20 protein-coding genes and 2 tRNA genes are annotated in these 23,081 nt (G+C 71.2%); 9 read left to right on the top strand and 13 right to left on the bottom strand.

Annotation, left to right across the window (positions count from 1 at the left end; all coding sequences use genetic code 11):
* Nucleotides 1-110 precede the first annotated feature (110 nt).
* The 13 genes from AC07BF_RS29905 to dnaA form a co-directional block, all read right to left on the bottom strand.
* Nucleotides 111-183 (bottom strand) — tRNA-Ala (locus AC07BF_RS29905).
* A gap of 210 nt (nt 184-393) precedes the next feature.
* Nucleotides 394-522 carry a DLW-39 family protein gene (locus AC07BF_RS29900; protein WP_014137031.1) on the bottom strand — a complete coding sequence of 43 codons (129 nt, stop codon included), beginning with the start codon at nt 520-522 and terminating at the stop codon, nt 394-396.
* Nucleotides 523-768: 246 nt separating this feature from the next.
* On the bottom strand, nt 769-1,134 hold the full coding sequence (locus tag AC07BF_RS29895; protein ID WP_363579885.1) for a DUF6191 domain-containing protein: 366 nt from the start codon (nt 1,132-1,134) through the stop codon (nt 769-771).
* Nucleotides 1,135-1,254: 120 nt separating this feature from the next.
* Nucleotides 1,255-1,331: transfer RNA gene (locus tag AC07BF_RS29890), tRNA-Ile, on the bottom strand.
* Between the two features lie 16 nt (nt 1,332-1,347).
* On the bottom strand, nt 1,348-2,742 hold the full coding sequence (locus tag AC07BF_RS29885) for a cyclopropane-fatty-acyl-phospholipid synthase family protein (RefSeq protein WP_363579884.1): 1,395 nt from the start codon (nt 2,740-2,742) through the stop codon (nt 1,348-1,350).
* A gap of 260 nt (nt 2,743-3,002) precedes the next feature.
* Nucleotides 3,003-3,743, bottom strand: coding sequence for a DUF3566 domain-containing protein (locus AC07BF_RS29880; RefSeq protein WP_363579883.1), 741 nt, complete (start codon nt 3,741-3,743; stop codon nt 3,003-3,005).
* 151 nt (nt 3,744-3,894) lie between these two features.
* Nucleotides 3,895-6,507, bottom strand: a complete 2,613-nt coding sequence (gyrA, locus tag AC07BF_RS29875; protein ID WP_363579882.1) for a DNA gyrase subunit A — start codon at nt 6,505-6,507, stop codon at nt 3,895-3,897.
* A gap of 58 nt (nt 6,508-6,565) precedes the next feature.
* On the bottom strand, nt 6,566-8,581 hold the full coding sequence (gyrB, locus tag AC07BF_RS29870; RefSeq protein ID WP_363579881.1) for a DNA topoisomerase (ATP-hydrolyzing) subunit B: 2,016 nt from the start codon (nt 8,579-8,581) through the stop codon (nt 6,566-6,568).
* Between the two features lie 268 nt (nt 8,582-8,849).
* Nucleotides 8,850-9,389, bottom strand: a complete 540-nt coding sequence (locus AC07BF_RS29865) for a DciA family protein (RefSeq protein WP_363579880.1) — start codon at nt 9,387-9,389, stop codon at nt 8,850-8,852.
* 106 nt (nt 9,390-9,495) lie between these two features.
* Entirely contained in the window at nt 9,496-10,629 is a 1,134-nt protein-coding gene (gene recF, locus AC07BF_RS29860; RefSeq protein ID WP_363579879.1) for a DNA replication/repair protein RecF, read from the bottom strand.
* 37 nt (nt 10,630-10,666) lie between these two features.
* Nucleotides 10,667-11,542 carry a phosphogluconate dehydrogenase (NAD(+)-dependent, decarboxylating) gene (gene gnd, locus AC07BF_RS29855; RefSeq protein ID WP_363628005.1) on the bottom strand — a complete coding sequence of 292 codons (876 nt, stop codon included), beginning with the start codon at nt 11,540-11,542 and terminating at the stop codon, nt 10,667-10,669.
* Nucleotides 11,543-11,724: 182 nt separating this feature from the next.
* The gene (dnaN, locus tag AC07BF_RS29850) at nt 11,725-12,855 is read right to left on the bottom strand and encodes a DNA polymerase III subunit beta (RefSeq protein ID WP_363579877.1); all 1,131 of its coding nucleotides are present in this window, start codon (nt 12,853-12,855) and stop codon (nt 11,725-11,727) included.
* Nucleotides 12,856-13,817: 962 nt separating this feature from the next.
* Nucleotides 13,818-15,713 (bottom strand): chromosomal replication initiator protein DnaA, encoded by a 1,896-nt coding sequence (dnaA, locus tag AC07BF_RS29845; protein WP_400804303.1) that lies wholly within the window; start codon nt 15,711-15,713, stop codon nt 13,818-13,820.
* A 471-nt stretch (nt 15,714-16,184) separates the two neighbouring features.
* On the opposite strand from dnaA, the gene rpmH reads away from it, so the two are divergent.
* The 9 genes from rpmH (at nt 16,185) to AC07BF_RS29800 (ending at nt 22,959) form a co-directional block, all read left to right on the top strand.
* Complete coding sequence (rpmH, locus tag AC07BF_RS29840) at nt 16,185-16,322, top strand: 50S ribosomal protein L34 (protein WP_030392420.1); 138 nt, start codon at nt 16,185-16,187, stop codon at nt 16,320-16,322.
* Between the two features lie 18 nt (nt 16,323-16,340).
* Entirely contained in the window at nt 16,341-16,769 is a 429-nt protein-coding gene (rnpA, locus tag AC07BF_RS29835; RefSeq protein ID WP_350876735.1) for a ribonuclease P protein component, read from the top strand.
* Nucleotides 16,766-17,137 carry a membrane protein insertion efficiency factor YidD gene (gene yidD / locus AC07BF_RS29830; RefSeq protein ID WP_063348465.1) on the top strand — a complete coding sequence of 124 codons (372 nt, stop codon included), beginning with the start codon at nt 16,766-16,768 and terminating at the stop codon, nt 17,135-17,137. The genes rnpA and yidD overlap by 4 nt, the downstream gene beginning before the upstream one ends.
* Entirely contained in the window at nt 17,134-18,297 is a 1,164-nt protein-coding gene (gene yidC / locus AC07BF_RS29825; protein ID WP_363579875.1) for a membrane protein insertase YidC, read from the top strand. The genes yidD and yidC overlap by 4 nt, the downstream gene beginning before the upstream one ends.
* An 82-nt stretch (nt 18,298-18,379) precedes the next feature.
* Entirely contained in the window at nt 18,380-18,910 is a 531-nt protein-coding gene (locus AC07BF_RS29820; RefSeq protein ID WP_063348467.1) for a Jag family protein, read from the top strand.
* Between the two features lie 178 nt (nt 18,911-19,088).
* Complete coding sequence (gene rsmG, locus AC07BF_RS29815) at nt 19,089-19,928, top strand: 16S rRNA (guanine(527)-N(7))-methyltransferase RsmG (protein WP_363579873.1); 840 nt, start codon at nt 19,089-19,091, stop codon at nt 19,926-19,928.
* A 283-nt stretch (nt 19,929-20,211) separates the two neighbouring features.
* Nucleotides 20,212-21,162 (top strand): ParA family protein, encoded by a 951-nt coding sequence (locus AC07BF_RS29810; RefSeq protein WP_350876943.1) that lies wholly within the window; start codon nt 20,212-20,214, stop codon nt 21,160-21,162.
* The gene (locus tag AC07BF_RS29805; RefSeq protein WP_363579872.1) at nt 21,159-22,217 is read left to right on the top strand and encodes a ParB/RepB/Spo0J family partition protein; all 1,059 of its coding nucleotides are present in this window, start codon (nt 21,159-21,161) and stop codon (nt 22,215-22,217) included. Before AC07BF_RS29810 ends, AC07BF_RS29805 begins: the two co-directional genes overlap by 4 nt.
* A 124-nt stretch (nt 22,218-22,341) precedes the next feature.
* Complete coding sequence (locus tag AC07BF_RS29800) at nt 22,342-22,959, top strand: GNAT family N-acetyltransferase (RefSeq protein WP_350876727.1); 618 nt, start codon at nt 22,342-22,344, stop codon at nt 22,957-22,959.
* Nucleotides 22,960-23,081: the final 122 nt, after the last annotated feature.

The following is a 23,081-nucleotide window of genomic DNA, read 5'->3' as shown; positions in this document are numbered from 1 at the left end:
CCCCGCCCTTCGGGTTGTTTAGACCCCCCTTGGGGGAGGGGGAAGCCCGATTGGCCCGCTGACCGGGATTCAGGTCAGCGGCCGATCGGCGTCACGACTGCGATGAGCTGTGGAGCATAGGAGATTCGAACTCCTGACATCTGCCTTGCAAAGGCAGCGCTCTACCAACTGAGCTAATGCCCCTCGACGGCACCGCGGGTGCCGACGGGCACTAGCGTACCGGGTTCCGGCGCCGTTCCCGGCGCCCTCCCCCCGGGCCGACCGGACCTGCCGCCGAGGCGGCGTCCGGGCGGTGCCTGGGATCCGGCCGATCCGGTCGGGTGACCGGGCCGGCCGGCCCTGGAGGCGCGGTGAAGCGCCTCCGAAGATCGTTGATCGTCGGATCGTCCGGGCTCAGCGACCGGCCGGAACCGGGTCGGTGGCCTCGGTCCACAGGTCCTGCTCGGCGCGGTCCGCCTGGACCTGACGGTAGACAAAGAAGCCGCCGAGGGCGACCAGGGCGACCAGGAGAAGCTTCTTCACCGCGGGACCTCGTCCTTCTTGCGTTGGCGGACTCAAGAGCCGGTGCTCCGGCCGGACTGACCGGGCCGACGAGTCCAGATGTGTTTCGATCGCGAACGGGCTGCCGGGTGCCAGACTGCCCTTGCGGCCGATGATACACACCAGTGTCCCAATCGTGACCAGCCGCCGCTGCGGCCAACCCGGCGGTCCGGGCCGAGGATTGACGCCGCACCTCCTGCCGTACGGCCGACCCTCCCCGGCCGGGCCCTACGGCGTGCCCGGCGGGGCGCAGGACGGGTGGTCCGACGAGCGGTCGGACGGGCGGTTCGACGGCGTCACCACCACGGCCTTCCCGCCCGCCAGGTCGACCTTCGTCCGGGGCGGCGCCCCCTCGCCCTCCTCGTCGCGCAGCATCAGGGTCGTGCCGCGTTCGTCCAGCTCGTGCTGCTTGCCGGCGGCGAACTGCGCGTGCAGCTGCTCGAAGCCGGTGGCCGAGATCTGCCCCTCCCGGCCGGTCCCCCGCCACGGCACCCAGCGTGACCGGCGCGCCCGCAGCGCGAGCTGGTCGACCACCGCGAGCACCACCAGGGCGCAGACCAGTCCGGGGATGCTCATCGCCCAGAAGACCGCCATGTCGTCACCATCCCTCCACACGTTCCCTCCCCGGAGAACAGCCCGGCGGGACGCGCGGTTCCCGCAACGGCGGGGGAAACGTCGAAGGGCCCGGAGTGAATCACTCCGGGCCCTTCGCGGTGGTGGGCCTAACAGGACTTGAACCTGTGGCCTCTTCCTTATCAGGGAAGCGCTCTAACCGTCTGAGCTATAGGCCCTTGCCGCACTGAAAGATTAGCGGACCGATGGCCGATCTCCCAAATCCGGGCCGACGGGGTTCCCGGCGGGCACCCCGCCGACCAGCGGCGGCGCTCCGGCGGCCGGGCGCAGCAGCCATTCCTCGCGGGTCGCCGGGAGGCCGGCCGAGCCCTCCTCGGTGCTGCGGACGGCGAGGATCTGGTTGATCCCGATCCGGTTCTCCTCGAAGGCGAGCGCGCTGGCGGCCATGTACAGCCGCCAGACCCGGGCCCGGCCGCGGCCGACCAGCCGGACCGCCTCGCTCCAGTGCGCCTCCAGGTTGGCCACCCATTCGCGCAGGGTCAGCCCGTAGTGCTCGCGCAGCGACTCGACGTCCCGGACCTCGAAGCCGGCCTCCTCCAGCCGGGCCACGGTGGAACCGACGGGGGAGAGCTCGCCGTCGGGGAAGACGTAGCGGTCGATGAAGGGGCTGGTGCGGTGCGGCTCACCGGGGCGGTCGGGGCGGCGGGCGATCTGGTGGTTGAGCAGCCGGCCGCCGGGCACCAGCAGCCGGTGCAGGCCCTCGGCGTAGACCCGGTACTGCTCGGAGCCGACGTGCTCGGCCATCCCGACGCTGGAGATCGCGTCGAACGGGCCGTCGACGATCTCCCGGTAGTCCTGGAGCCGGACCTCCACCCGCCCGGCCAGGCCGGCCTCCTCGACCCGCCGGCGGGCCAGCGCGACCTGCTCCCGCGAGATGGAGACACCGACCGCGGTGACGCCGTAGTGCTCGGCCGCGTGCAGCAGCAGCGAGCCCCAGCCGCAGCCGACGTCCAGCAGGCGCATCCCGGGCCGGAGGCCGAGCTTGCGGCAGATCAGGTCGAGCTTGGCCTCCTGGGCGGCCTCCAGGCTCTTGGCCTCCGGGGTCCAGTAGGCGCACGAGTAGACCATGGAGGAGCCCAGGACGAGCCCGTAGAAGTCGTTTCCGACGTCGTAGTGGTGGCTGATGGCCGCGCGGTCCCGGCTGCGGCTGTGCAGCCGCCCGCGGGCCCTGCGGACCTCCTCCTGGGGCGGCGTGGGCTCGGGGCCGAGCGCCCCGGCCCGCAGCGCGGCCGCGAGGACGCGGCGCCCGCCGGCGCCGAGCACGTCCCGCGGGCCGAGGTCGAGGCGGCGGATCTCCGGCCGCTCGACGAACCGGGCGACGGCCGAGAGCACCTCGTAGAGGTCGGTGCCGGGGGCGATCTCCAGGTCCCCCGCGACGTACGCCCGGGCCAGGCCCAGCTCGCCCGGCTGCCAGAGCAGGCGGCGCAGCGCCCGCCGGTTGCGCAGGACGACCGTGGGGGCTCCCGGCGGCCCGGCGACGCTGCCGTCCCAGGCCTGGACCCGCAGCGGTACCGGAACCCCCAACAGCCCGTCCAGGGCCTCGACCAGTTGACCTGCGAGCTTCGCCACCGCGCGCCTCCGTCCAGCCGTCCTGCGGAACGTTTCCTGACCCGGTCGGGCGGACCGGGGGCGGCCTGCGGCACTCCCAGGCGTGGACCGGGCGCCACCCAGCTAATCCCACCGCGGCCGGCCCGCTCCCGGGCGGCACGCCGCGGGCGGCCGGCTGTCACCCGAAATGCCGACGGGCCCCGCAGGCTGCAACAGCCTGCGGGGCCCGTCCATTCCGTCCGTGGACGGCGAACTGACCAGGGGTCAGGATCCGACCGGGGTCAGTCCTCCTCGGCCAGGGTCAGCTCGACGCCGCCGGTGAAGCCGGCCGCCGCGTTGTAGATGAACGCCGAGAGCGTGGACAGCGCCGTCAGCAGGACGACGTCGACCACGGCGATCAGCGAGGTGAAGGTCATCACCTTGCCGAAGCCCACGTAGTCCATCAGGTTGAGGCCGCCGGTGCTGTCCGAACCGGTGACGTCCTTGAGGGTCTTGGTCAGCGAGTCGAAGACGCCGAGCGAGTCCAGCGTCATCCACAGCACCGCCGCGGCCACGATGATGATGATCCCGACGGCCAGCGACAGCAGGAAGCTGACCTTCATCACCGACCACGGGTCCACCTTGGTCACCCGCAGCCGGGCCTTGCGGGTCCGGCCGAGGCCGACACCGGCGGCCGCCGGTGGGGCGGCCGGGGCCGGCCGGCGCGCCGTGCCCGGGACGGGCGTGCCGCCGGGCGGGGTGTTGCCGCTGGTCCGGGTCCCCCGGGCCGGGGTCGGCTGCCCCTTGGCATAGGTGGTCGGCTGCGAGAATCCGCTCGCGCCCGGCGCCGGGGCCCCCGGCGGCGGGGGCGTCTGTCCGCCGTAGGTCGCGCCGCCCTGTCCCGCTCCGCCGACCGGTGGCATCAGCGAGGTGGACGCGGCCGAGTGCTCGGCCGGCGGCTGCGGCGCGCCGTACCCACCCCCGCCCTGCGCGCCCGGACGGCCGCCGGAGGGTCCTCCCGCAGCACCCGTGGCTCCACTCACCTGGTCCTCCCGCACTTCCCACCAGGACGGCGGCACCGCCCTGCTTCGTCACTCGTCATCCAGCGCCCGGCGGGATTGCCCGGAACTGGTGGGCGGCCGGTGCCGCCACGCCCCTCTATCAGGACGCGACGGCACCGGCCCGTGGTTCGGTTCAGACCTCGGCGTCGCCGCCGGCCGTCGTCTCCGCACCCTCAGCCGTTTCGGTGGAAGCGGTGTCCGCGACCTCGTCCTCCACCGTCTCCTCGTCCTCGGCTTCCGCGTTGCGGGCCATGCCCACGACCGCGTCGCGCTTACCGAGGTTGATCAGTTGGACGCCCATGGTGTCACGTCCGGTTTCACGAACTTCGGAAACCCTTGTGCGGATCACCCCACCCGACAGGGTGATCGCCATGATCTCGTCGGTGTCGTCGACCACGAGCGCGCCGACCAGCGAGCCCCGGCCCTCGACGATCTTCGCCGCCTTGGTGCCGTAGCCGCCACGCCCCTGGACACGGTACTCGTCCACGGCCGTGCGCTTGGCGTACCCGCCGTCGGTGGCGGTGAACACGTACGTTCCCGGGCGGACGACGTTCATCGAGAGCATTTCGTCGTCCTCGCGGAAGGCCATGCCCTTGACGCCGGAGGTGGCGCGGCCGGTGGGCCGCAGCGCGTCGTCGGTCGCGGTGAAGCGGATCGACTGGGCCTTCTTGGAGACCAGCAGCAGGTCGTCCTCGGCGGAGACCAGCTCGGCGCCGATCAGCTCGTCGTCCTGGCCCTCCTCGTCCTGGCGCAGGTTGATCGCGATCAGGCCGCCGGAGCGCGGGGAGTCGTAGTCCTTCAGCGCGGACTTCTTCACCAGGCCGGCCCGGGTGGCGAGGACCAGGTAGGGCTTGTCCTCGTAGGTGCGCACGGCCATCACCTGGGCGATGTGCTCCTCCGGCTGGAAGGCCAGCAGGTTGGCCACGTGCTGGCCGCGGGCGTCGCGCCCGGCGTCCGGGAGCTCGTAGCCCTTGGCGCGGTAGACCCGGCCCTTGTTGGTGAAGAACAGGATCCAGTTGTGCGTCGTCGTCACGAAGAAGTGGTCGACGATGTCGTCCTGCTTGAGCTGCGCTCCGCGCACGCCCTTGCCGCCGCGCTTCTGCGAGCGGTAGAGGTCGGAGCGGGTCCGCTTGACGTAGCCGCCACGGGTGATCGTGACGACGATGTCCTCCTCGGCGATGAGGTCCTCGATCGAGAGGTCGCCGTCGGACGGGATGAGGGTGGAGCGCCGCTCGTCGCCGTACTTCTCGACGATCGCGGTGAGCTCCTCGGAGATGATCTCCCGCTGGCGGGTCGGCGAGGCCAGGATCGCGTTGTACTCGTCGATCTTGCGCTGCAGCTCGTCGTGCTCGTCCATGATCCGCTGGCGCTCCAGGGCGGCCAGGCGGCGCAGCTGCATCTCCAGGATGGCGTTGGCCTGGAGCTCGTCGATGGAGAGCAGCCCCATCAGGCCGGTGCGGGCCGCGTCGGCGCTCGCCGAGGCCCGGATCAGCGCGATGACCTCGTCGATCATGTCCAGGGCGCGCAGCAGGGCGCGCAGGATGTGGGCGCGCTCCTCGGCCTTGCGCAGCCGGAAGGTGGTGCGCCGGACGATGACCTCGACCTGGTGGTTGACCCAGTGCCGGATGAAGGCGTCCAGCGACAGCGTGCGCGGCACGCCGTCGACCAGGGCCAGCATGTTGGCGCCGAAGTTGGTCTGCAGCTCGGTGTGCTTGTAGAGGTTGTTCAGCACGACCTTGGCGACGGCGTCGCGCTTGAGCACGACCACCAGGCGGGTACCGGTGCGGGACGAGGACTCGTCGCGGACGTCGGCGATGCCGGCGACCCTGCCGTCCTTGACCAGGTCGGCGATCTTCAGCGCGAGGTTGTCCGGGTTGACCTGGTACGGCAGCTCGGTGATCACCAGGCACTGGCGGCCCTGGATCTCCTCGACCTCGACCACGGCGCGCATGGTGATCGAGCCGCGGCCGGTGCGGTAGGCGTCGTCGATCCCGCGGTGGCCGACGATCAGCGCGCCGGTGGGGAAGTCGGGGCCCTTGATCCGCTCGATCAGGGCTTCGAGCAGCTCCTCGTTGGAGGCGTCCGGGTGCTCCAGCGCCCAGAGCGCGCCGGAGGCGACCTCGCGCAGGTTGTGCGGCGGGATGTTGGTGGCCATGCCGACCGCGATGCCGGTGGCACCGTTGACCAGCAGGTTGGGGATGCGCGCCGGCAGGACGGTCGGCTCCTGCGAGCGGCCGTCGTAGTTGGACGCGAAGTCGACGGTGCCCTCGTCGATGTCGCGCATCATCTCCATGGCGAGCGGCATCATCTTGCACTCGGTGTAGCGCATGGCCGCGGCCGGGTCGTTGCCCGGGGAGCCGAAGTTGCCGTTGCCGTCCACCAGCGGCATCCGCAGCGACCACGGCTGGGCCAGGCGGACGACGGTGTCGTAGATGGAGGTGTCACCGTGCGGGTGGTAGTTGCCCATGACGTCGCCGACGACGCGGGCGCACTTGTAGTAGCCCTTCTCGGGGCGGTACCCGCCGTCGTACATCGCGTAGAGCACGCGCCGGTGCACCGGCTTGAGCCCGTCGCGGACCTCGGGGAGCGCCCGGCTGACGATCACGCTCATCGCGTAGTCGAGGTACGAGCGCTGCATCTCGGTCTCGAGCTCGACCGGCTCGATCCGCATGGTCACCTGGGCGGTGGCCTCGGCGGCTGTGGGGGTCTCGGGCTGTTCGCCTTCGGGACGGTTGTCGTCGACCACTGGTGGTCAGTTTCCTTTCACGCGGACTGGTACGTGCTTCGCTGCCGGTCGGGCGGCGTCACACGTCCAGGAAGCGGACGTCCTTGGCGTTGCGCTGGATGAAGGAGCGGCGTGCCTCGACGTCCTCGCCCATCAGCACGGAGAACAGCTCGTCGGCGCGGGCGGCGTCCTCCAGGGTGACCTGGAGGAGCAGCCGGTGCTCGGCGTCCATGGTGGTGACCCGGAGCTCCTCGGCGTTCATCTCGCCGAGACCCTTGAAGCGCTGGATCGCGTCGTCCTTGGGGAGCCGGCGCCCGGCCTCGACCCCGGCCGCGATCAGCGCGTCGCGCTCGCGGTCGGAGTAGGCGTACTCGAAGTCGTCCTTGCCCCACTTGATCTTGTACAGCGGCGGCATGGCGAGGTAGACGTACCCGGACTCGACCAGCGGCCGCATGAAGCGGAACAGCAGGGTGAGCAGCAGGGTGCGGATGTGCTGACCGTCGACGTCGGCGTCCGCCATCAGGACGATCTTGTGATAGCGGAGCTTGGACTCGTCGTAGTCCTCCTGGATGCCGCAGCCGAAGGCCGAGATCAGCGCCTGGACCTCGGTGTTCTGCAGCACCTTGTCGATCCGGGCCTTCTCGACGTTCAGGATCTTGCCGCGGATCGGCAGGATGGCCTGGGTGCGCGGGTCGCGGCCCTGCTTGGCCGAGCCGCCGGCGGAGTCACCCTCGACGATGAAGATCTCGCACTCGGCCGGGTCCTTGGACTGGCAGTCGGAGAGCTTGCCCGGCAGCGAGGCGGACTCCAGCAGGCCCTTGCGGCGGGTGAGGTCGCGGGCCTTGCGGGCGGCGACGCGCGCGGTGGCGGCCTGGATGGACTTGCGGATGATGTCCGAGGCCTCGTTGGGGTTGCGGTCCAACCAGTCGTTGAGGTGCTCGTGGACGACCTTCTGGACGAAGGTCTTCGCCTCGGTGTTGCCGAGCTTGTCCTTGGTCTGGCCCTCGAACTGCGGCTCGCCGAGCTTGACCGAGATGATCGCGGTCAGACCCTCGCGGATGTCCTCGCCGGAGAGGTTGTCGTCCTTCTCCCGGAGCAGCTTCTTGTCCCGCGCGTAGCGGTTGACCAGGCCGGTCAGCGCCGCGCGGAAGCCCTCCTCGTGGGTACCGCCGCCGTGCGTGTGGATGGTGTTGGCGAAGCTGTAGACCCCCTCGGTGTAGGAGGAGTTCCACTGCATCGCGATCTCCACCGAGATCGCCCTGTCCTTGTCCTCCGCCTCGAAGTCGATCACCGAGGGGTGGATCACCTCGCCCTTGCGGGAGTTGAGGTGGGCGACGAAGTCGGCGATGCCGCCGTCGTACTTGTACGTGACGGTGAGCGGCTTGCCCTCCTCGTCCACGTGCTCGGGGCGCTCGTCGGTGAGCGAGATGGAGAGGCCCTTGTTGAGGAAGGCCATCTCCTGGAAGCGCCGGGACAGCGTCTCGAAGGAGTAGACCGTGGTCTCGAAGATCTCCGGGTCGGCCCAGAAGGTGACGGTCGTGCCGGTCTGCTCGGAGCCCTCGTGCGTGGCCAGCGGAGCGGTCGGCGCACCGGCCTTGTAGTCCTGGGTGAAGCGCGAGCCGTCGCGGTGGATCTCCACCGACAGGCGGGTGGACAGCGCGTTCACGACCGAGACGCCGACACCGTGCAGACCGCCGGAGACGGCGTAGCCGCCGCCGCCGAACTTGCCGCCGGCGTGCAGGACGGTGAGCACGACCTCGACGGCCGGCTTCTCCTGGCCGGGGACGATGTCCACCGGGATGCCGCGGCCGTTGTCGACGCAGCGGATGGCGCCGTCGGCCATGATCGTGACGTCGATGGTGTCGGCGTACCCCGCCATCGCCTCGTCGACGGAGTTGTCCACCACTTCCTGCACCAGGTGGTGCAGGCCTCGCTCGCCGGTGGAGCCGATGTACATGCCGGGGCGCTTGCGGACGGCGTCGAGGCCTTCCAGCACCTGGATGTTGCTACCGGTGTAGGAAGCCTGGTCGGTCTGGTCTGGGATCTGGCTGGGGTTGCCGGAATCGGCCACGAAGCGCCCTCTCTGGCACAGCACGGGCCGCATTCCCGCCCCGTGTGGGCGGGCGTGCGACCACGGCGTTTCGACTCGGTTGCCACTAGCAACAGTGTTTGGCTCTCAGTCTACCGGTACGACTGACAGAGATGGGCGTTTGGCAGCCCTTGAAGGCAGATATGCCGCCCTGAATCCCCTCTGGACATGTCCCGATACTCGCCCCGGGGGCCCAGAGCGCCTGGAAGGGCTGTCAGGGATTCCGGAAGATCGCGGTCCGCTCCGCACCCCCGGCGACGGGCCGGCAACCCGGTCAGCCCCAGGTGTCGCCCGGCCCCTTGCTCCCCGGAGCGCGCAGCCGGCCGTAGCCGCGGGCGGGCGCCGCCGGGCCCAGCACCTTGATGGTGCGGACCGTGCCGTGGCCCAGCTCGTGGTTCAGACGGGCTACCAACTGTCTTGCCAACCACCGCAGTTGGGTGGCCCACGCGGTGGAGTCGCACTGCACGGTGAGCACCGCGGCGGTGTCGTCGTAGGAGGAGGGGTGGCAGTGCGCGGCGATGTCCGGGCCGACGATCTGGGGCCAACGGCCCATCACCCCGCCGACCGCGGCCGAGGACTCCCAGCCCCGTTCGGTCAGCAGCCGGTTCAGCGCCGCCCCCAGCGGGACCGGGTCACGGCCGTCCGACCGGGCTCCGCTGCGCAGGCCGTGCCGCTTCGCCTCGCGCTTCTCCCGGACCTGCTCGCCGCGCTGCCGCGCCTGGGCCCGGGCCGCCCGCAGCGCGGAGCGGGCGAGGTCGGCGCCGGTCGGCGCCGGGTCGCCCGGCCGGGGGGAGTGCTCCGCCGGCTCGCTCACGGCGATCTCCTTTCCCCAGCCTGTGGACAACGGTCGCGGACGCGCGCCGGTGAGCCGTCCAGCCTACGGGAGTGCCCGGACGGCGATTGCGAAGGTGCGGGGGGAATCAGGCGTCGATCCGGCGGACGGCGCCGTCGGCGACCGCGAACCGGGCGCCGGCCAGCGTCTTCGGCACGTCCTCGGCGACCGCCGCGGTGACCAGCACCTGCTCGCCGCCGGCCACCAGTTCGGCCAGCCGGTCCCGGCGGGCCGCGTCCAGCTCGGCGAACACGTCGTCCAGGATCAGCACCGGCTCGCCGCCGTCGGCGCGCAGCAGCTCGTACGAGGCCAGCCGCAGCGCCAGCGCGAACGACCAGGACTCGCCGTGGCTCGCGTAGCCCTTGGCGGGCAGCGGGCCGAGGCTGAGCACCAGCTCGTCGCGGTGCGGGCCGACCAGGGTGATGCCCCGGTCCACCTCCTGCTTGCGGACCGCCTGCAACGCGTTCAGCAGCTGCTCCTCGGCCTGCTCGCGGCTGGTCGGCAGCCCGCCCTCGAAGGAGCTGCGGTACTCCAGGACGGTGTCGCCACCGCCCGGGGCCAGCTGCCCGTACGCGGCCGCCACCAACGGCTGGAGGGAAGCCACCAGCTGGATCCGGAAGGCCGTCAACTCGGCTCCGGCCCTTGCCAGATGGCCGTCCCAGACCTCCAGGGTGGAGAGGTCGGCGCCCTTGCCGCCACCGGCCCGGCGGGCCATCGCGGCGGTCTTCAGCAGGGCGTTGCGCTGCTTGAGGACCCTCTCGTAGTCCTGTCGGACCCCGGCCAGCCGGGGGGCCCGGGCGGTCAGCAGCTCGTCCAGGAAACGGCGGCGCTCACCCGGGTCGCCCTTGACCAGGCTGAGGTCCTCGGGCGCGAACAGGACGGTCCGCAGCAGGCCCAGCACGTCGCGCGGGCGGACGTTGTCGGAGCGGTTGATCCGGGCCCGGTTGGCCTTGCCCGGGGTCAGCTCCAGCTCGACCAGGGTGGTGCGGCCGCGGTCCACCACCGACGTGCGGACCACCGCCCGCTCGGCGCCCAGCCGGATCAGTGGGGCGTCGGTGGCGACCCGGTGGCTGCCCAGCGTGGCGACGTAGCCGACCGCCTCGACCAGGTTGGTCTTGCCCTGGCCGTTGGGCCCGACGAAGGCCGTCACGCCCGGGTCGAGGGGAACCTCGACCCGGGCGTACGACCGGAAGTCGGCGAGCGACAGATGCGCGACGTGCATGGCTGTGGACTGCGCTCGCCTTCTGGGGAGGTGCGGGTTACTTGGACTCGACCGCGTGGCCGCCGAACTGGTTGCGCAGCGCGGCGATCATCTTCATCTGCGGCGAGTCGTCCTGGCGGGAGGCGAAGCGGGCGAACAGCGAGGCGGTGATCGCCGGCAGCGGCACCGCGTGGTCGATCGCGGCCTCGACGGTCCAGCGGCCCTCACCGGAGTCGGCGGCCCAGCCGCGCAGCTTCGCCAGGTGCTCGTCGTCGTCCAGCGCGCGGACGGCCAGGTCCAGCAGCCAGGAGCGGATGACGGTGCCCTCCTGCCAGCTGCGGAAGACCTCGCGCACGTCGGTGACCTCGGGGGCGGCCTCCAGGAGCTCCCAGCCCTCGGCGAACGCCTGCATCATCGCGTACTCGATGCCGTTGTGGACCATCTTGGCGAAGTGGCCGGCGCCCACGGCACCCGCGTGCACCGAGCCGAAGTCGCCCTCGGGCTTGAGCGAGTCGAACACCGGCTGGACGCGGGCCACGTGCTCGGCGTCGCCGCCGTACATCAGGGCGTAGCCGTTCTCCAGGCCCCAGACGCCGCCGGAGACGCCGCAGTCGACGAAGCCGATGTCCTTGGCGGCCAGCGCCTCGGCGTGCTTGATGTCGTCGGTCCAGCGGGAGTTGCCGCCGTCGACCACCACGTCGCCGGGGGAGAGCAGCTCGGCGAGCTCGTCGACGGTCGCCTGGGTGGCGGCGCCGGCCGGGACCATCACCCAGATCACCCGCGGGCCCTGCAGCTTGGAGACGAGCTCCTGGAGGCTCTCGACGTCGGAGATGTCCGGGTTGCGGTCGTAGCCGATGACGGTGTGGCCGGCGCGGCGGATCCGCTCGCGCATGTTGCCGCCCATCTTGCCGAGACCGATGAGGCCGAGCTCCATGACCAAGTCCTTACCTGTGGTGACGTGCCTGCCGGCGGCGCCGTTGCCGCACGCCCCGAGCCTACGCGCTGCGGCGGTGGCGGCTCCCTGTGGTCGGGCCGACCGGGGGAGGACGACCACAGGCTGTGCACAGCCGGTGTGCACAGCCTGTGGGTGACGGCCTGCGGGCAGCGGCCGCGAGGTCAGCCGGAGAGGCGGACCGGCATGATCAGGTACTGGTACGCCTTGTCCTCCTCGGCGTCCACCGAGGCCTTGCCGCTGAGCAGCGCGGGCTTGGTCGGCGTGGTGAAGCTCAGCTGGGCGTAGGCGGAGTCGATGGCCTTGAGGCCCTCCTCCAGGTAGCCCGGGTTGAAGGCGATCGAGATGTCGTCGCCCTCCAGGTCAGCGTCGATCCGCTCGGTGGCCTGGGCGTCGTCGCCCGAGCCCGCCTCCAGGGTCAGCACGCCCTGCTCGAAGCTGAGCCGGACCGGGGTGTTGCGCTCGGCGACCAGCGAGACGCGCTTGAGCGCCTCCAGGAAGGGCTGTGTCTGGATCGCGGCGACGGCGCTGAACTCCGTCGGGAACAGGCTGCGGAACTTGGGGAACTCGCCCTCCAGCAGCCGCGTGGTCGTCCGGCGGCCGGCGCCCTCGAAGCCGATCAGGCCCTCGCCCGCGCCGCCCGAGGAGAGCGCGATCGAGACGTTGTCGCCGCTGCCCAGGGACTTGGCGATGTCCTGCAGCGTCTTGGCGGGCACCAGGGCGACGGCCGAGATGTCCGACTGCTCGGGCTTCCACAGCAGGTCGCGGACCGCGAAGCGGTAGCGGTCGGTGGCGGCCAGGGTGATTCGGTCGCCCTCGATCTCGACCCGGACACCGGTGAGCACCGGGAGGGTGTCGTCGCGGCCGGCGGCCACCGCGGCCTGGCTGACCGCGGAGGCGAACACGTCGCCCGAGACGGTGCCCGTGGCGGTCGGCATCTGGGGCAGCGCCGGGTACTCGTCCACCGGGAGGGTGGGGAGGGTGAATCGGGAACTGCCGCAGACCACGCTGACCCGCTGGCCGTCGGTGGAGATCTCCACCGGCCGGTTCGGCAGGTTGCGCGAGATGTCGTTCAGCAGCCGACCGGAGACCAGGACGGTGCCGGCCTCCTCGATGTCGGCTTCCAGCTCGACCCGGGCCGAGACCTCGTAGTCGAAGCCGGACAGCGCCAGGCTGCCGTCCTGTGCCGTCAGCAGCAGGCCGGCCAGCACCGGCACCGGCGGCCGTGCCGGGAGGCTGCGGGCAGCCCAGGCCACCGCCTCCGCGAGGACGTCACGCTCCACCCGGAACTTCACCGGTAACCGCCTCCTGGATCGAGCGCTCCCGCTCGCACTCTGGTTCGTCTGATCATGATCGTCGGTCGGGCTGTCCACCGAGCTGTGCCACTCCGCTTCCAGTCGCCGAGGACAGTCTGACGTACTCCGCCGACAGACGGGGCAGACGGGCGGAAGCAAGCCGAACAGATGTCGGGGCGCGGTTGTCCACAGATTCGGGGCCCACCCACTTTCAAGCGAGTCGATGGGTCTAAATGTGTAGTGGTAGTAGTAGGGCCTGTGGAAACCGTGGATAACCCCGTTTCCCCAGGTCAGACCCACTTTTTTGTCCACAGCGGGTGTGGACGGCGGCTGTGGACGAACACGCGGTGCTGTGGACAGCGGAGCGTTACCCACAGGGCACGCTGGGTATCCACAGGTTATCCCCAGGGCTGTCCCCAGATCCGGGCCCGGTTATCCACGGGTGTCGGTCAACTTTACGTGACGCCTTTCACACCAGGGCATGAACGCCGCCCCACGCTTGTCGAACTGTGGATCATGCTGTGGACAACCTGGGGATAACCGCCCCTCCCCTGGGGACAACCGGTGGACAACCCGGATGGCCCATTGGCGACCCGTCAATTGTCCACACCCTGTGGATAACGGTTGTGCACAAGTCCACAGGCACCTGACCTGCGCGGAAGAGCGTAGCGGCGACACGCCTGTGGACGAATTCTGGATAACTTCGGACGCCCCGGCCTGTGGACTACGGGGAAGGTGCCCGCCCTGTGGACAACTGCCCTGCGCGGCCCCGGTTTTCGAATCACCGGTCAGATGTTCGGCGCGGGCTGTGGACTGGCGCAACGTCCGTCGACGGCATCTCTGCCCAGCCGGCGCCCGAGGCACACCTGCGGACATGAGAAAAGGGCGTCAGGATCGCTCCTGACGCCCTTTCCGGCCACCTCGGCGCCGGATCCGGCCCCGGCCCGCCACCGGCCCTGCGGCTAGCTCTTGATGCGGTTGGTCAGCTCGGTGACCTGGTTGTAGATCGACCGGCGCTCGGCCATCAGCGAGCGGATCTTGCGGTCCGCGTGCATCACCGTGGTGTGGTCGCGGCCGCCGAACTGCGCGCCGATCTTCGGCAGCGAGAGGTCGGTCAGCTCCCGGCAGAGGTACATGGCGATCTGACGGGCCGTCACCAGGACGCGGCTGCGCGAGGATCCGCAGAGGTCGTCCACACCCAGCCCGAAGTACGCGGCGGTCTGCTGCATGATGACCTGCGCGGTGATCTCCGGCCCGGCGTCCTCGTCCCCGCCCGGGATCAGGTCCTTGAGGACGATCCCGGCCAACTCCAGGTCCACCGGCGCCCGGTTGAGGTTGGCGAAGGCGGTGACCCGGATCAGGGCGCCCTCCAACTCCCGGATGTTGCGGGTGATCCGGGACGCGATGAACTCCAACACGTCGGCCGGGGCGTTGAGTTGCTCCTGGATCGCCTTCTTGCGCAGGATCGCGATCCGGGTCTCCAGCTCCGGCGGGGTGACGTCGGTGATCAGGCCCCACTCGAAGCGGTTGCGCAGCCGGTCCTCCAGCGTGGTCAGCAGCTTGGGCGGCCGGTCCGAGGAGAGCACGATCTGCTTGTTCGCGTTGTGCAGGGTGTTGAAGGTGTGGAAGAACTCCTCCTGCGTGGACTCCTTGCTCGCGAGGAACTGGATGTCGTCCACGAGCAGGATGTCCATGTCCCGGTAGCGCCGGCGGAAGGTGTCCGCCTTGCCGTCCCGGATCGAGTTGATGAACTCGTTGGTGAACTCCTCCGAGGACACGTAGCGCACCCGGGTGCCCGGGAAGAGGCTGCGCGAGTAGTGCCCGATGGCGTGCAGCAGGTGGGTCTTGCCCAGCCCGGACTCGCCGTAGATGAAGAGCGGGTTGTACGCCTTGGCCGGGGCCTCGGCGACCGCCACCGCCGCCGCGTGCGCGAAGCGGTTGCTGGCGCCGATGACGAAGGTGTCGAAGAGGTACTTGGGGTTCAGCCGGGCGGCCGGCTCGTCCTTGCGGGAGCCGCCGGCCGGCGGGGCGCCGGGCGGGGCGGGCACGCCGGGGACGGCCGGGCGTTCGGTGGCGCGCTCCGGCGCGTTCTTGTCCGCGGGACGGCCGCCGGCCGGGCGTGAGCCGGGGGCGCGGCGGCCGGCGCCGGCGCGGGGCTGCTCGTTCGGGCCGGGGCCGTAGGCGCCGCCGAACAGGTCGCCCTGGGTGGTCGCGGGCGGGCCGGGCATCGGGCGCGGCGCCGGCCGGGACGGCTCGTCGGCCTCGCGGTAGCCGGGGGGCTGCTCCTGGTAGCCGCCGCCCTGCTCGGGGTAGCCGCCCTGTTCCTGGTACCCGTTCTGGTCGGGGTAGCCGCCGCCCTGCTCCGGGTAGCCACCCTGCTCGGGGTAGCCGGGCCAGGCCGGGCCGGCCGCCGGGCCGCCGTACGGCGCGGGGCGCTGCTCGTAGCCGCCGGTGTCGTAGCGGGGCCGGTCGTAGTCCTGCTCGTACGGCTGCTGGTAGTCCTGGCCGCCGTAGCCGCCGGCATCCTCCCCGGTCGGGCCGGGGTACGGCTCGGCCGGGGCCTGGGCGGCGGGTGCGGGGGTGGTCGGGACGGCGTTGGCGTCGACCATCACGGCGATCCGCACCGGGCGGCTGAGCTCGCGGCTGAGGGCCTCGGTGAGCTGCGGCAGCAGCCGGCCCTCCAGCACCTGCTTGGCCCGCTCGTTGGGGGTCGCCAGCAGGGCGGTGTCGTGCATCATCCACATCGGCTGGGTGCGCTGCACCCACTGCTTGTCCATCTCCCCGACGTCCGGGTCGCTGACCAGCCGCTCGACGACTCTCGCCCAGACCGGGACGAGGTCGCTGTTGACATCAGCCACTGGTGCACGCTTTCTCGGTTCCCCGCGGCTCCAGCAGGGGGTGGTGGATCAGGAGACTGTGGATCGGCGGGTCCGTCTCCGGCGGACCGACCCCACGAGGAAGAACACGAAGAACAAACCAGACAAGTCCTGCAACGGTAGTCAGCGAACAGAGCCGGATCAAGTCGTTGTCCACAGGCTGTGGGCGAAGGGGACTCCGGGCACCCTCTGGGGGGCCGCTCGAAAAAGCTGGTTTGACCCTCGTGCCCCGTCCCGCGTACCGTAACCAGGTCGAGTTGTCGATGGCCGCTGCCGCATGTCCGCGGGTCCACCCGCTCCATAAGGCGCGCAGCACGGGCGCCGTGGATTGCCCTGAACCCCAGCCGAACTGGGGCGATGGGTCGGATTTCCGAATCAGGGGAGATCACGCGGACGCACGGTGACGGCCAAGCGATCCCCCGTCATCCTACGATTCACCTCAGGAGCCCCCGAGTGAGCAAGCGCACCTTCCAGCCGAACAACCGTCGTCGCGCGAAGACCCACGGCTTCCGGCTGCGTATGCGTACCCGCGCCGGCCGCGCCATCCTGGCTGCCCGCCGTGGCAAGGGCCGCACCAGCCTGTCCGCCTGATCCACGACAGAGTCTGTTGTGCTGCCCTCCGAGAATCGGCTGCGGCGGCGCCAGGACTTCGCGACCGCGGTGAAACGCGGTCGCCGGGCCGGCCGGCCCCTTCTGGTCGTCCATCTCAGCAGAGAAGGCGACCCCAAGGGGCAGACCGACCGGACCAGCGACTCCCGCCCGCACGTCGCCGAGGGGACTCCTTCGGCGCGTGCGGGTTTCGTCGTGAGCAAGGCCGTCGGCCCGGCGGTCGTTCGCAACCTGGTCAAGCGCCGGTTGCGGCACCTCGTTCGTGATCGTCTGTCCAGGCTGCCCGCCGGTAGCCTGATAGTGGTGCGTGCGCTGCCCCAGGCCGCGACCGCCTCGTACCAGGACCTCGAACGTGACCTGGACGCGGCGCTGAAACGGTTGCTGAAGGTGGAGTCCGCCACGACGGCGCCGACGGGAGCAGGACGATGAAGTTCCTGCTGATGGGTCTGATCAGGGTCTACCAGTGGACCATCAGCCCACTGCTCGGTCCGGTCTGCCGCTACTACCCCTCCTGCTCGCACTACGGCTACGAGGCCGTGAAGGTGCACGGGGCGGTCAAGGGCGGCGGACTGACCGTGTGGCGCATCCTGCGCTGCAATCCGTGGACGCCCGGCGGGGTCGATCACGTTCCGCCGCGTAAGCATCCGGTGTGGCACCGGCGGCTGCGAGACTGGCTGAGCAGCCGGTCCGCCACCGGACAGCCGGTGACCACGACCCCCGCCGGTCCGGACCCCGAGGGCCCGGCGACCATTGGCCCCGAGGGGCCAATCCACATGTCCAAGGAGCCTGACCGGTGACCTTCTCCTTCCTGAATCCCCTGTACACAGCGGTGTCCTGGATCATCGTCCAGTTCCACTCGCTGTACAGCAACATCTTCGACCCGGACGGTGGCTGGGCCTGGGGTCTGGCCATCGCCTCGATGGTGGTCGTCATCCGGATCTGCCTGATCCCGCTCTTCGTGAAGCAGATCAAGGCGACCCGGGCCATGCAGGCGATCCAGCCGAAGATGAAGGCCATCCAGGAGCGCTACAAGAACGACAAGCAGCGCCAGTCCGAAGAGATGATGAAGCTGTACAAGGAGGCGGGTACCAACCCGTTCTCCAGCTGCCTTCCCATCATCGTGCAGGCGCCGTTCTTCACCGCCCTCTACGGCGTGCTCGCCAAGGTCGCCAAGAGCGAGCCGATCGGCGTCATCCACGGCGACCTGCTGCTGAGCGCCGGCAAGGCGCACATCTTCGGTGCCCCGCTCTCCGCGACCTTCGTCAGCAGCCACGAGACCAGCGTCAAGATCGTCACCGCGGTGATGATCATCATGATGTCGCTGTCGCAGTTCATCACCCAGCGCCAGCTGATGACCAAGAACGTCGACCTCACGGTCAAGACGCCGTTCATGCAGCAGCAGAAGATGCTGATGTACGTCTTCCCGGTGATGTTCGCCGTGATGGGCATCAACTTCCCCGTCGGTGTCCTGGTCTACTGGCTGACCACCAACGTCTGGTCGATGGGCCAGCAGCTGATCGTCATCCACAACAACCCGACCCCGGGCAGCAAGGCGTGGGACGAGCGGCAGGTCCGTCTGAAGAAGGCCGGCCGGCTGAACCCGGACGGTTCGGAGATCAAGGGCGCGCTCTGGGGCCTGCTGCCCCCGTCCAAGTCGACCCTCGACGCCGCCTCGGCGGCGGCCGCCGTGGTCGAGGAGTCGGCGCAGGCGCGCCGCCAGCAGCCCCGCAAGCAGACCAAGGCGCAGCGCCAGCAGAGCGGTGCCGGTCAGCAGACCGCCGACCTGACCAAGGACACCGAGGCCCCGGCCGAGGAGCCCGCCGACACCGTCCCGGCCGACTCCGGTGCCAAGCCGGCGGCCGCCCAGCAGGGCCCGGCCAAGCCCGGCGCGGCCAAGCCGGGCACCGCTCGGCAGCAGCCCAAGCGTGGCGGCCAGCGGCCGAAGAAGAAGTCCTGACCGGCCCTGGACCCGTTGTGACAGCGCGCAGAGCTTCGTTCCCGGCCCACCAATCTGGGCCCATCTCCGAAGGAGTCCATCAGTGACGGAAGGCACCACCTCCGCCGTCGAGGCCGAGGCCGCCGCCAGCACCGACGAGAACGTCATCGCCCGACTGGAGCAGGAGGGCGACATCGCGGCGGACTACCTGGAGGGTCTGCTCGACATCGCCGACCTCGACGGTGACATCGACATGGACGTCGAGGGCGACCGCGCCCTGGTCTCCATCGTCGGTGAGGGCAACGACCGCGCGCTGCAGCGCCTGGTCGGCCAGGACGGCGAGGTGCTGGAGGCGCTGCAGGAGCTGACCCGGTTGGCTGTCCACCGGGAGACCGGGGAGCGCAGCCGCCTCATGCTGGACATTGCCGGCTTCCGGGCCCGCAAGCGCTCCGAGCTGGCCGCGCTCGGTGCCGAGGCCGCCGAGCAGGCGAAGAGCAGCGGCGAGCAGGTCAAGCTGCGGCCGATGACGCCCTTCGAGCGCAAGGTCGTCCACGACGCGGTCGCGGCCGCCGGTCTGCGCAGCGAGTCGGAGGGCGAGGAGCCCGAGCGGTGCGTGGTCGTGCTGCCGGTCTGAGGCCGGCGGTACGGCGACCGGCCGCCGAGGCGGCCGGTGGGCTTCACCGGACGCGACCCCGTCCGCCTCGTGCGGGCGGGGTCGTCGTCCCTTCGCGGGGCGTGGGCCCGGCGCGAGATGTTTCACGTGAAACTGTGCGGAGAGCGGGTCGGTGGATCCGGGGATCGGAGAGGTCGAGATGGACACGGAGAACGCGGCCGCTGGCCGGCCGGGGGCGGACGACGTGAATCCGGCCGCTGCGGGGCCGGCCGCCGAGGCGGTCGAGGCGACCGAGGTGCCCGAGCTGGCCGAGGCCCCGGCCGTCGCCCGGGAGGTCTTCGGTGATCGTTTCGACGCCGCGGTCCGCTACACCGAGCTGCTGGCCACCGCGGGCGTGCGGCGTGGGCTGATCGGGCCGCGCGAGGTGCCCCGGCTCTGGGACCGGCACGTCCTCAACTGCGCGGTGCTCGCCGAGCTGCTGCCGGCCGGCTCCACCCTGTGCGACGTCGGCTCCGGTGCCGGCCTGCCGGGCATCCCGGTGGCGCTGGCCCGTCCGGACGTCTCGGTGACGCTGCTGGAGCCGCTGCTGCGGCGGACCACCTTCCTGGAGGAGGTCGTCCGGGAGCTGGGGCTGGAGAACGTCACGGTGCTGCGCGGCCGCGCCGAGGAGATGGTCGGCAAGCTCGCGGTGGACGTGGTGACCGCTCGGGCGGTGGCGCCGCTGGACCGGCTGGCCGGCTGGGGGATGCCGCTGCTCCGTCCGCACGGGCAGATGCTGGCGCTCAAGGGCGACAGCGCCGAGCAGGAGCTGGCCGACTCGCGGGCCGGGCTGACCAAGCTGGGCGCGGTCGAGTGGAGCGTGATCTCGGTCGGCGAGGGCACCCTGGAGACCTCGACCCGGGTGGTCCAGGTCAAGGCGGGGGAGAGCCCCGGCGGGGTGAAGGCCGCGACCCGGCGGGCGAAGGCGGCCCGGGCCGGACGGAACGCGGGCGCCCGGACCGGCGAGCGCAGCCGGGGCGGGCGGCGCCGCAGCCGCTGAGGCGGGTGACGCCGGACACGCTCGACGACGGGCGGGTGGTTCCTCCTGAGGGGGGAGCCGCCCGCCCGTCGGCGTTCCGGTGGCCGTCGGGGTGACGGCCGGTCGACGGGAGGACACCGGTGTGTCGCAACGTCAGATTTCCGACATAGCGGGCATGGTGTTTCACGTGAAACGTCGCTCCTTGCTCTCGGGAATCCTCGGCCGCAGCCGGGCGGCGACTGTTGCCGCTCCGGTTTCACGTGAAACACTGACCCTCATGCAGGACTCGGAGACCATCGACCAGATCGATGACACGCCCATCGCGAGGGCTGCCCAGGCTGCGGTTCAGGCGATCGGCCGAGCGGGTGAGGGTCTTCCCCGCCCCGGCGCCACCCGGGTGATCGTGGTCGCCAACCAGAAGGGCGGGGTCGGCAAGACCACCACCACCGTCAACCTGGCCGCCTCGCTCGCCATGCACGGACTGCGCGTCCTGGTCGTCGACCTCGACCCGCAGGGCAACGCCTCCACCGCCCTCGGCATCGACCACCACGCCGAGGTGCCCTCCGTCTACGACGTCCTGGTCGAGGGCAAGCCGCTCGCCGACGTGGTGCAGCCGGTGGTGGACGTCGAGGGGCTGTTCTGCGTCCCCGCGACCATCGACCTGGCCGGCGCCGAGATCGAGCTGGTGTCGCTGGTGGCCCGGGAGAGCCGGCTCCAGCGCGCCATCGCCGCCTACGAGCAGCCGCTGGACTACGTCCTGATCGACTGTCCGCCCTCGCTGGGCCTGCTGACGGTCAACGCCCTGGTGGCCGGGCGGGAGGTGCTGATCCCGATCCAGTGCGAGTACTACGCGCTGGAGGGCCTGGGCCAGCTGCTGCGCAACGTCGAACTGGTGCGCGCGCACCTCAACCCCGCGCTGCACGTCTCGACCATCCTGCTCACCATGTACGACGCCCGGACCAGGCTGGCCGCCCAGGTCGCCGAGGAGGTCCGGACGCACTTCCCGCAGGAGGTGCTGAGCACCGCGATCCCGCGCTCGGTGCGCATCTCGGAGGCGCCCAGCTACGGTCAGACGGTCCTCACCTACGACCCGGGCTCGACCGGGGCGCTCTCCTACCTGGAGGCCGCCCGCGAGCTCGGGCTGCGCGCGGCGGGGACGGGCGGCGGCCCGCTCCTGGGGCAGCAGCGGCACGGCAGCGGTACGGGGCACGGAGCCCCGGTGGCACAGCACGGTACGACGGAGGGTCATCGGTGAGCGGTCGCAGGGGTTTGGGACGAGGGCTGGAGGCGCTGATCCGCCCCGCCGTGCCGGTGGACGGCGGGGCCGCGCCCGCACCGGCCCCGGTGGGGGCGACCGGCGCGACGTCCCCGACCTCGGTACCGACGCTGCCGACCGGCCGCGGCACGGTGGCGGCCCGGGCGGCCGCGGAGAAGCGGGCCGAGCAGGCGCAGCCGGCGCCGGCGGCCGGTGCCTTCTTCGCGGAGCTGCCGCTGGACGCGATCACGTCCAACCCGCGTCAGCCGCGTGAGGTCTTCGACGACGACAAGCTGGCCGAGCTGGTCGTCTCGATCAAGGAGGTCGGTCTGCTCCAGCCGATCGTGGTGCGCCAGGTCGCGCCCGATCGCTTCGAGCTGATCATGGGCGAGCGCCGCTGGCGCGCCTCCAAGGAGGCCGGGCTGAAGCAGATCCCGGCGATCGTCCGCGCCACCGAGGACGACAAGCTGCTGCTGGACGCCCTGCTGGAGAACCTGCACCGGGCCGAGCTGAACCCGTTGGAGGAGGCGGCCGCCTACGACCAGTTGCTGCGGGACTTCTCCTGCACCCACGACGAGCTGGCCGACCGGATCGGCCGCTCGCGTTCGCACGTCTCCAACACGCTGCGGCTGCTGAAGCTCTCGCCCACCGTGCAGAGCCGGGTCGCCGCCGGAGTGCTGACCGCCGGCCACGCCCGGGCGCTGCTCGGGGTGCCGGACGACGAGCGGCGGGAGCTGTTGGCCAAGCGGATCGTCGCGGAGGGCCTCTCGGTGCGGACCACCGAGGAGATCGTCGCGCTGATGGCCGAGGAGGAGGACCGGAAGCCGAAGCGCCAGGCGCCGAAGGCGGGCAAGCTGATCTCCCCGGCCTTCAACGATCTGGCGAGCCGGCTGTCGGACCGCTTCGACACCCGGGTCAAGGTCGAGGTGTCGCAGCGCGGCGGCAAGCTGGGCAAGGGCAAGGTGGTGCTGGAGTTCGGTTCGGTGGAGGACCTGAACCGGATCCTGGACAGCCTGGCCCCGGGCGAGGACGGTCTGCGGCTGTCGCAGGGCTGAGCCGGGCCGGGGACGACACCCGATGGGTGCATGTTCCGCGTGAGCACTGTTTCACGTGAAACATGCACCCGTCGGCGTCTGTGGGGGCATGCTCGACCGTGAAGTGGAGGAGGAGGTGCGGGGCATGGGACGCCGGATCGCTCCGCTGACCCTGGACAACCTCGCCGATCTGCCGACGACCTGCCGCTCCTGCGTGTTCTGGGAGCTGGACCCGGTCAGCGGGAAGGCGGCGGTGGAGTCCGGGAAGCCGGAGCTGGAGAAGGAGGGGTGGATCTCCGCGGTGCTGCTGGAGTGGGGGTCCTGCGGTCGGATCGTCTACGTGGACGACCAGCCGGCCGGCTTCGTGCTGTACGCGCCGCCCGCCTACGTCCCCCGGTCGCAGTCCTTCCCGACCAGTCCGGTCTCGCCGGACGCCGTCCAGCTGATGGTCAGCCGGGTGGTTCCGGGCTACCAGCGGCAGGGGCTCGGCCGGGTGCTGGTGCAGACCGTGGCCAAGGACCTGCTCGGGCGCGGGGTGCGGGCGATCGAGGCCTTCGGCTCGGCCGGTCCCGAGCCGGTCAGCTGCGTGCTGCCGGCCGACCACCTGCTCGCGGTCGGCTTCAAGACCGTCCGCTCGCATCACCGTTACCCGCGACTGCGGCTGGAGGCGCGCACCACGCTGTCCTGGCGGGGCGATGTGGAGGTGGCGCTGGAGCGGCTGCTCGGCGGGGCGCGCAAGGAGCCGGCGCTGCGGCCGTTCTGAGGCGGGTGGAAACGACGGCGGGGGGGGGGGGGGGGGGGGGGGGGGGGGGGGGGGGGGGGGGGGGGGGGGGGGGGGGGGGGGGGGGGGGGGGGGAGGGGCGTCTCCCGCATGATAGTTGTGCT

Source organism: Kitasatospora sp. NPDC043950 (assembly GCF_056435345.1).
This window is presented reverse-complemented; position numbering and strand designations above follow the sequence as displayed.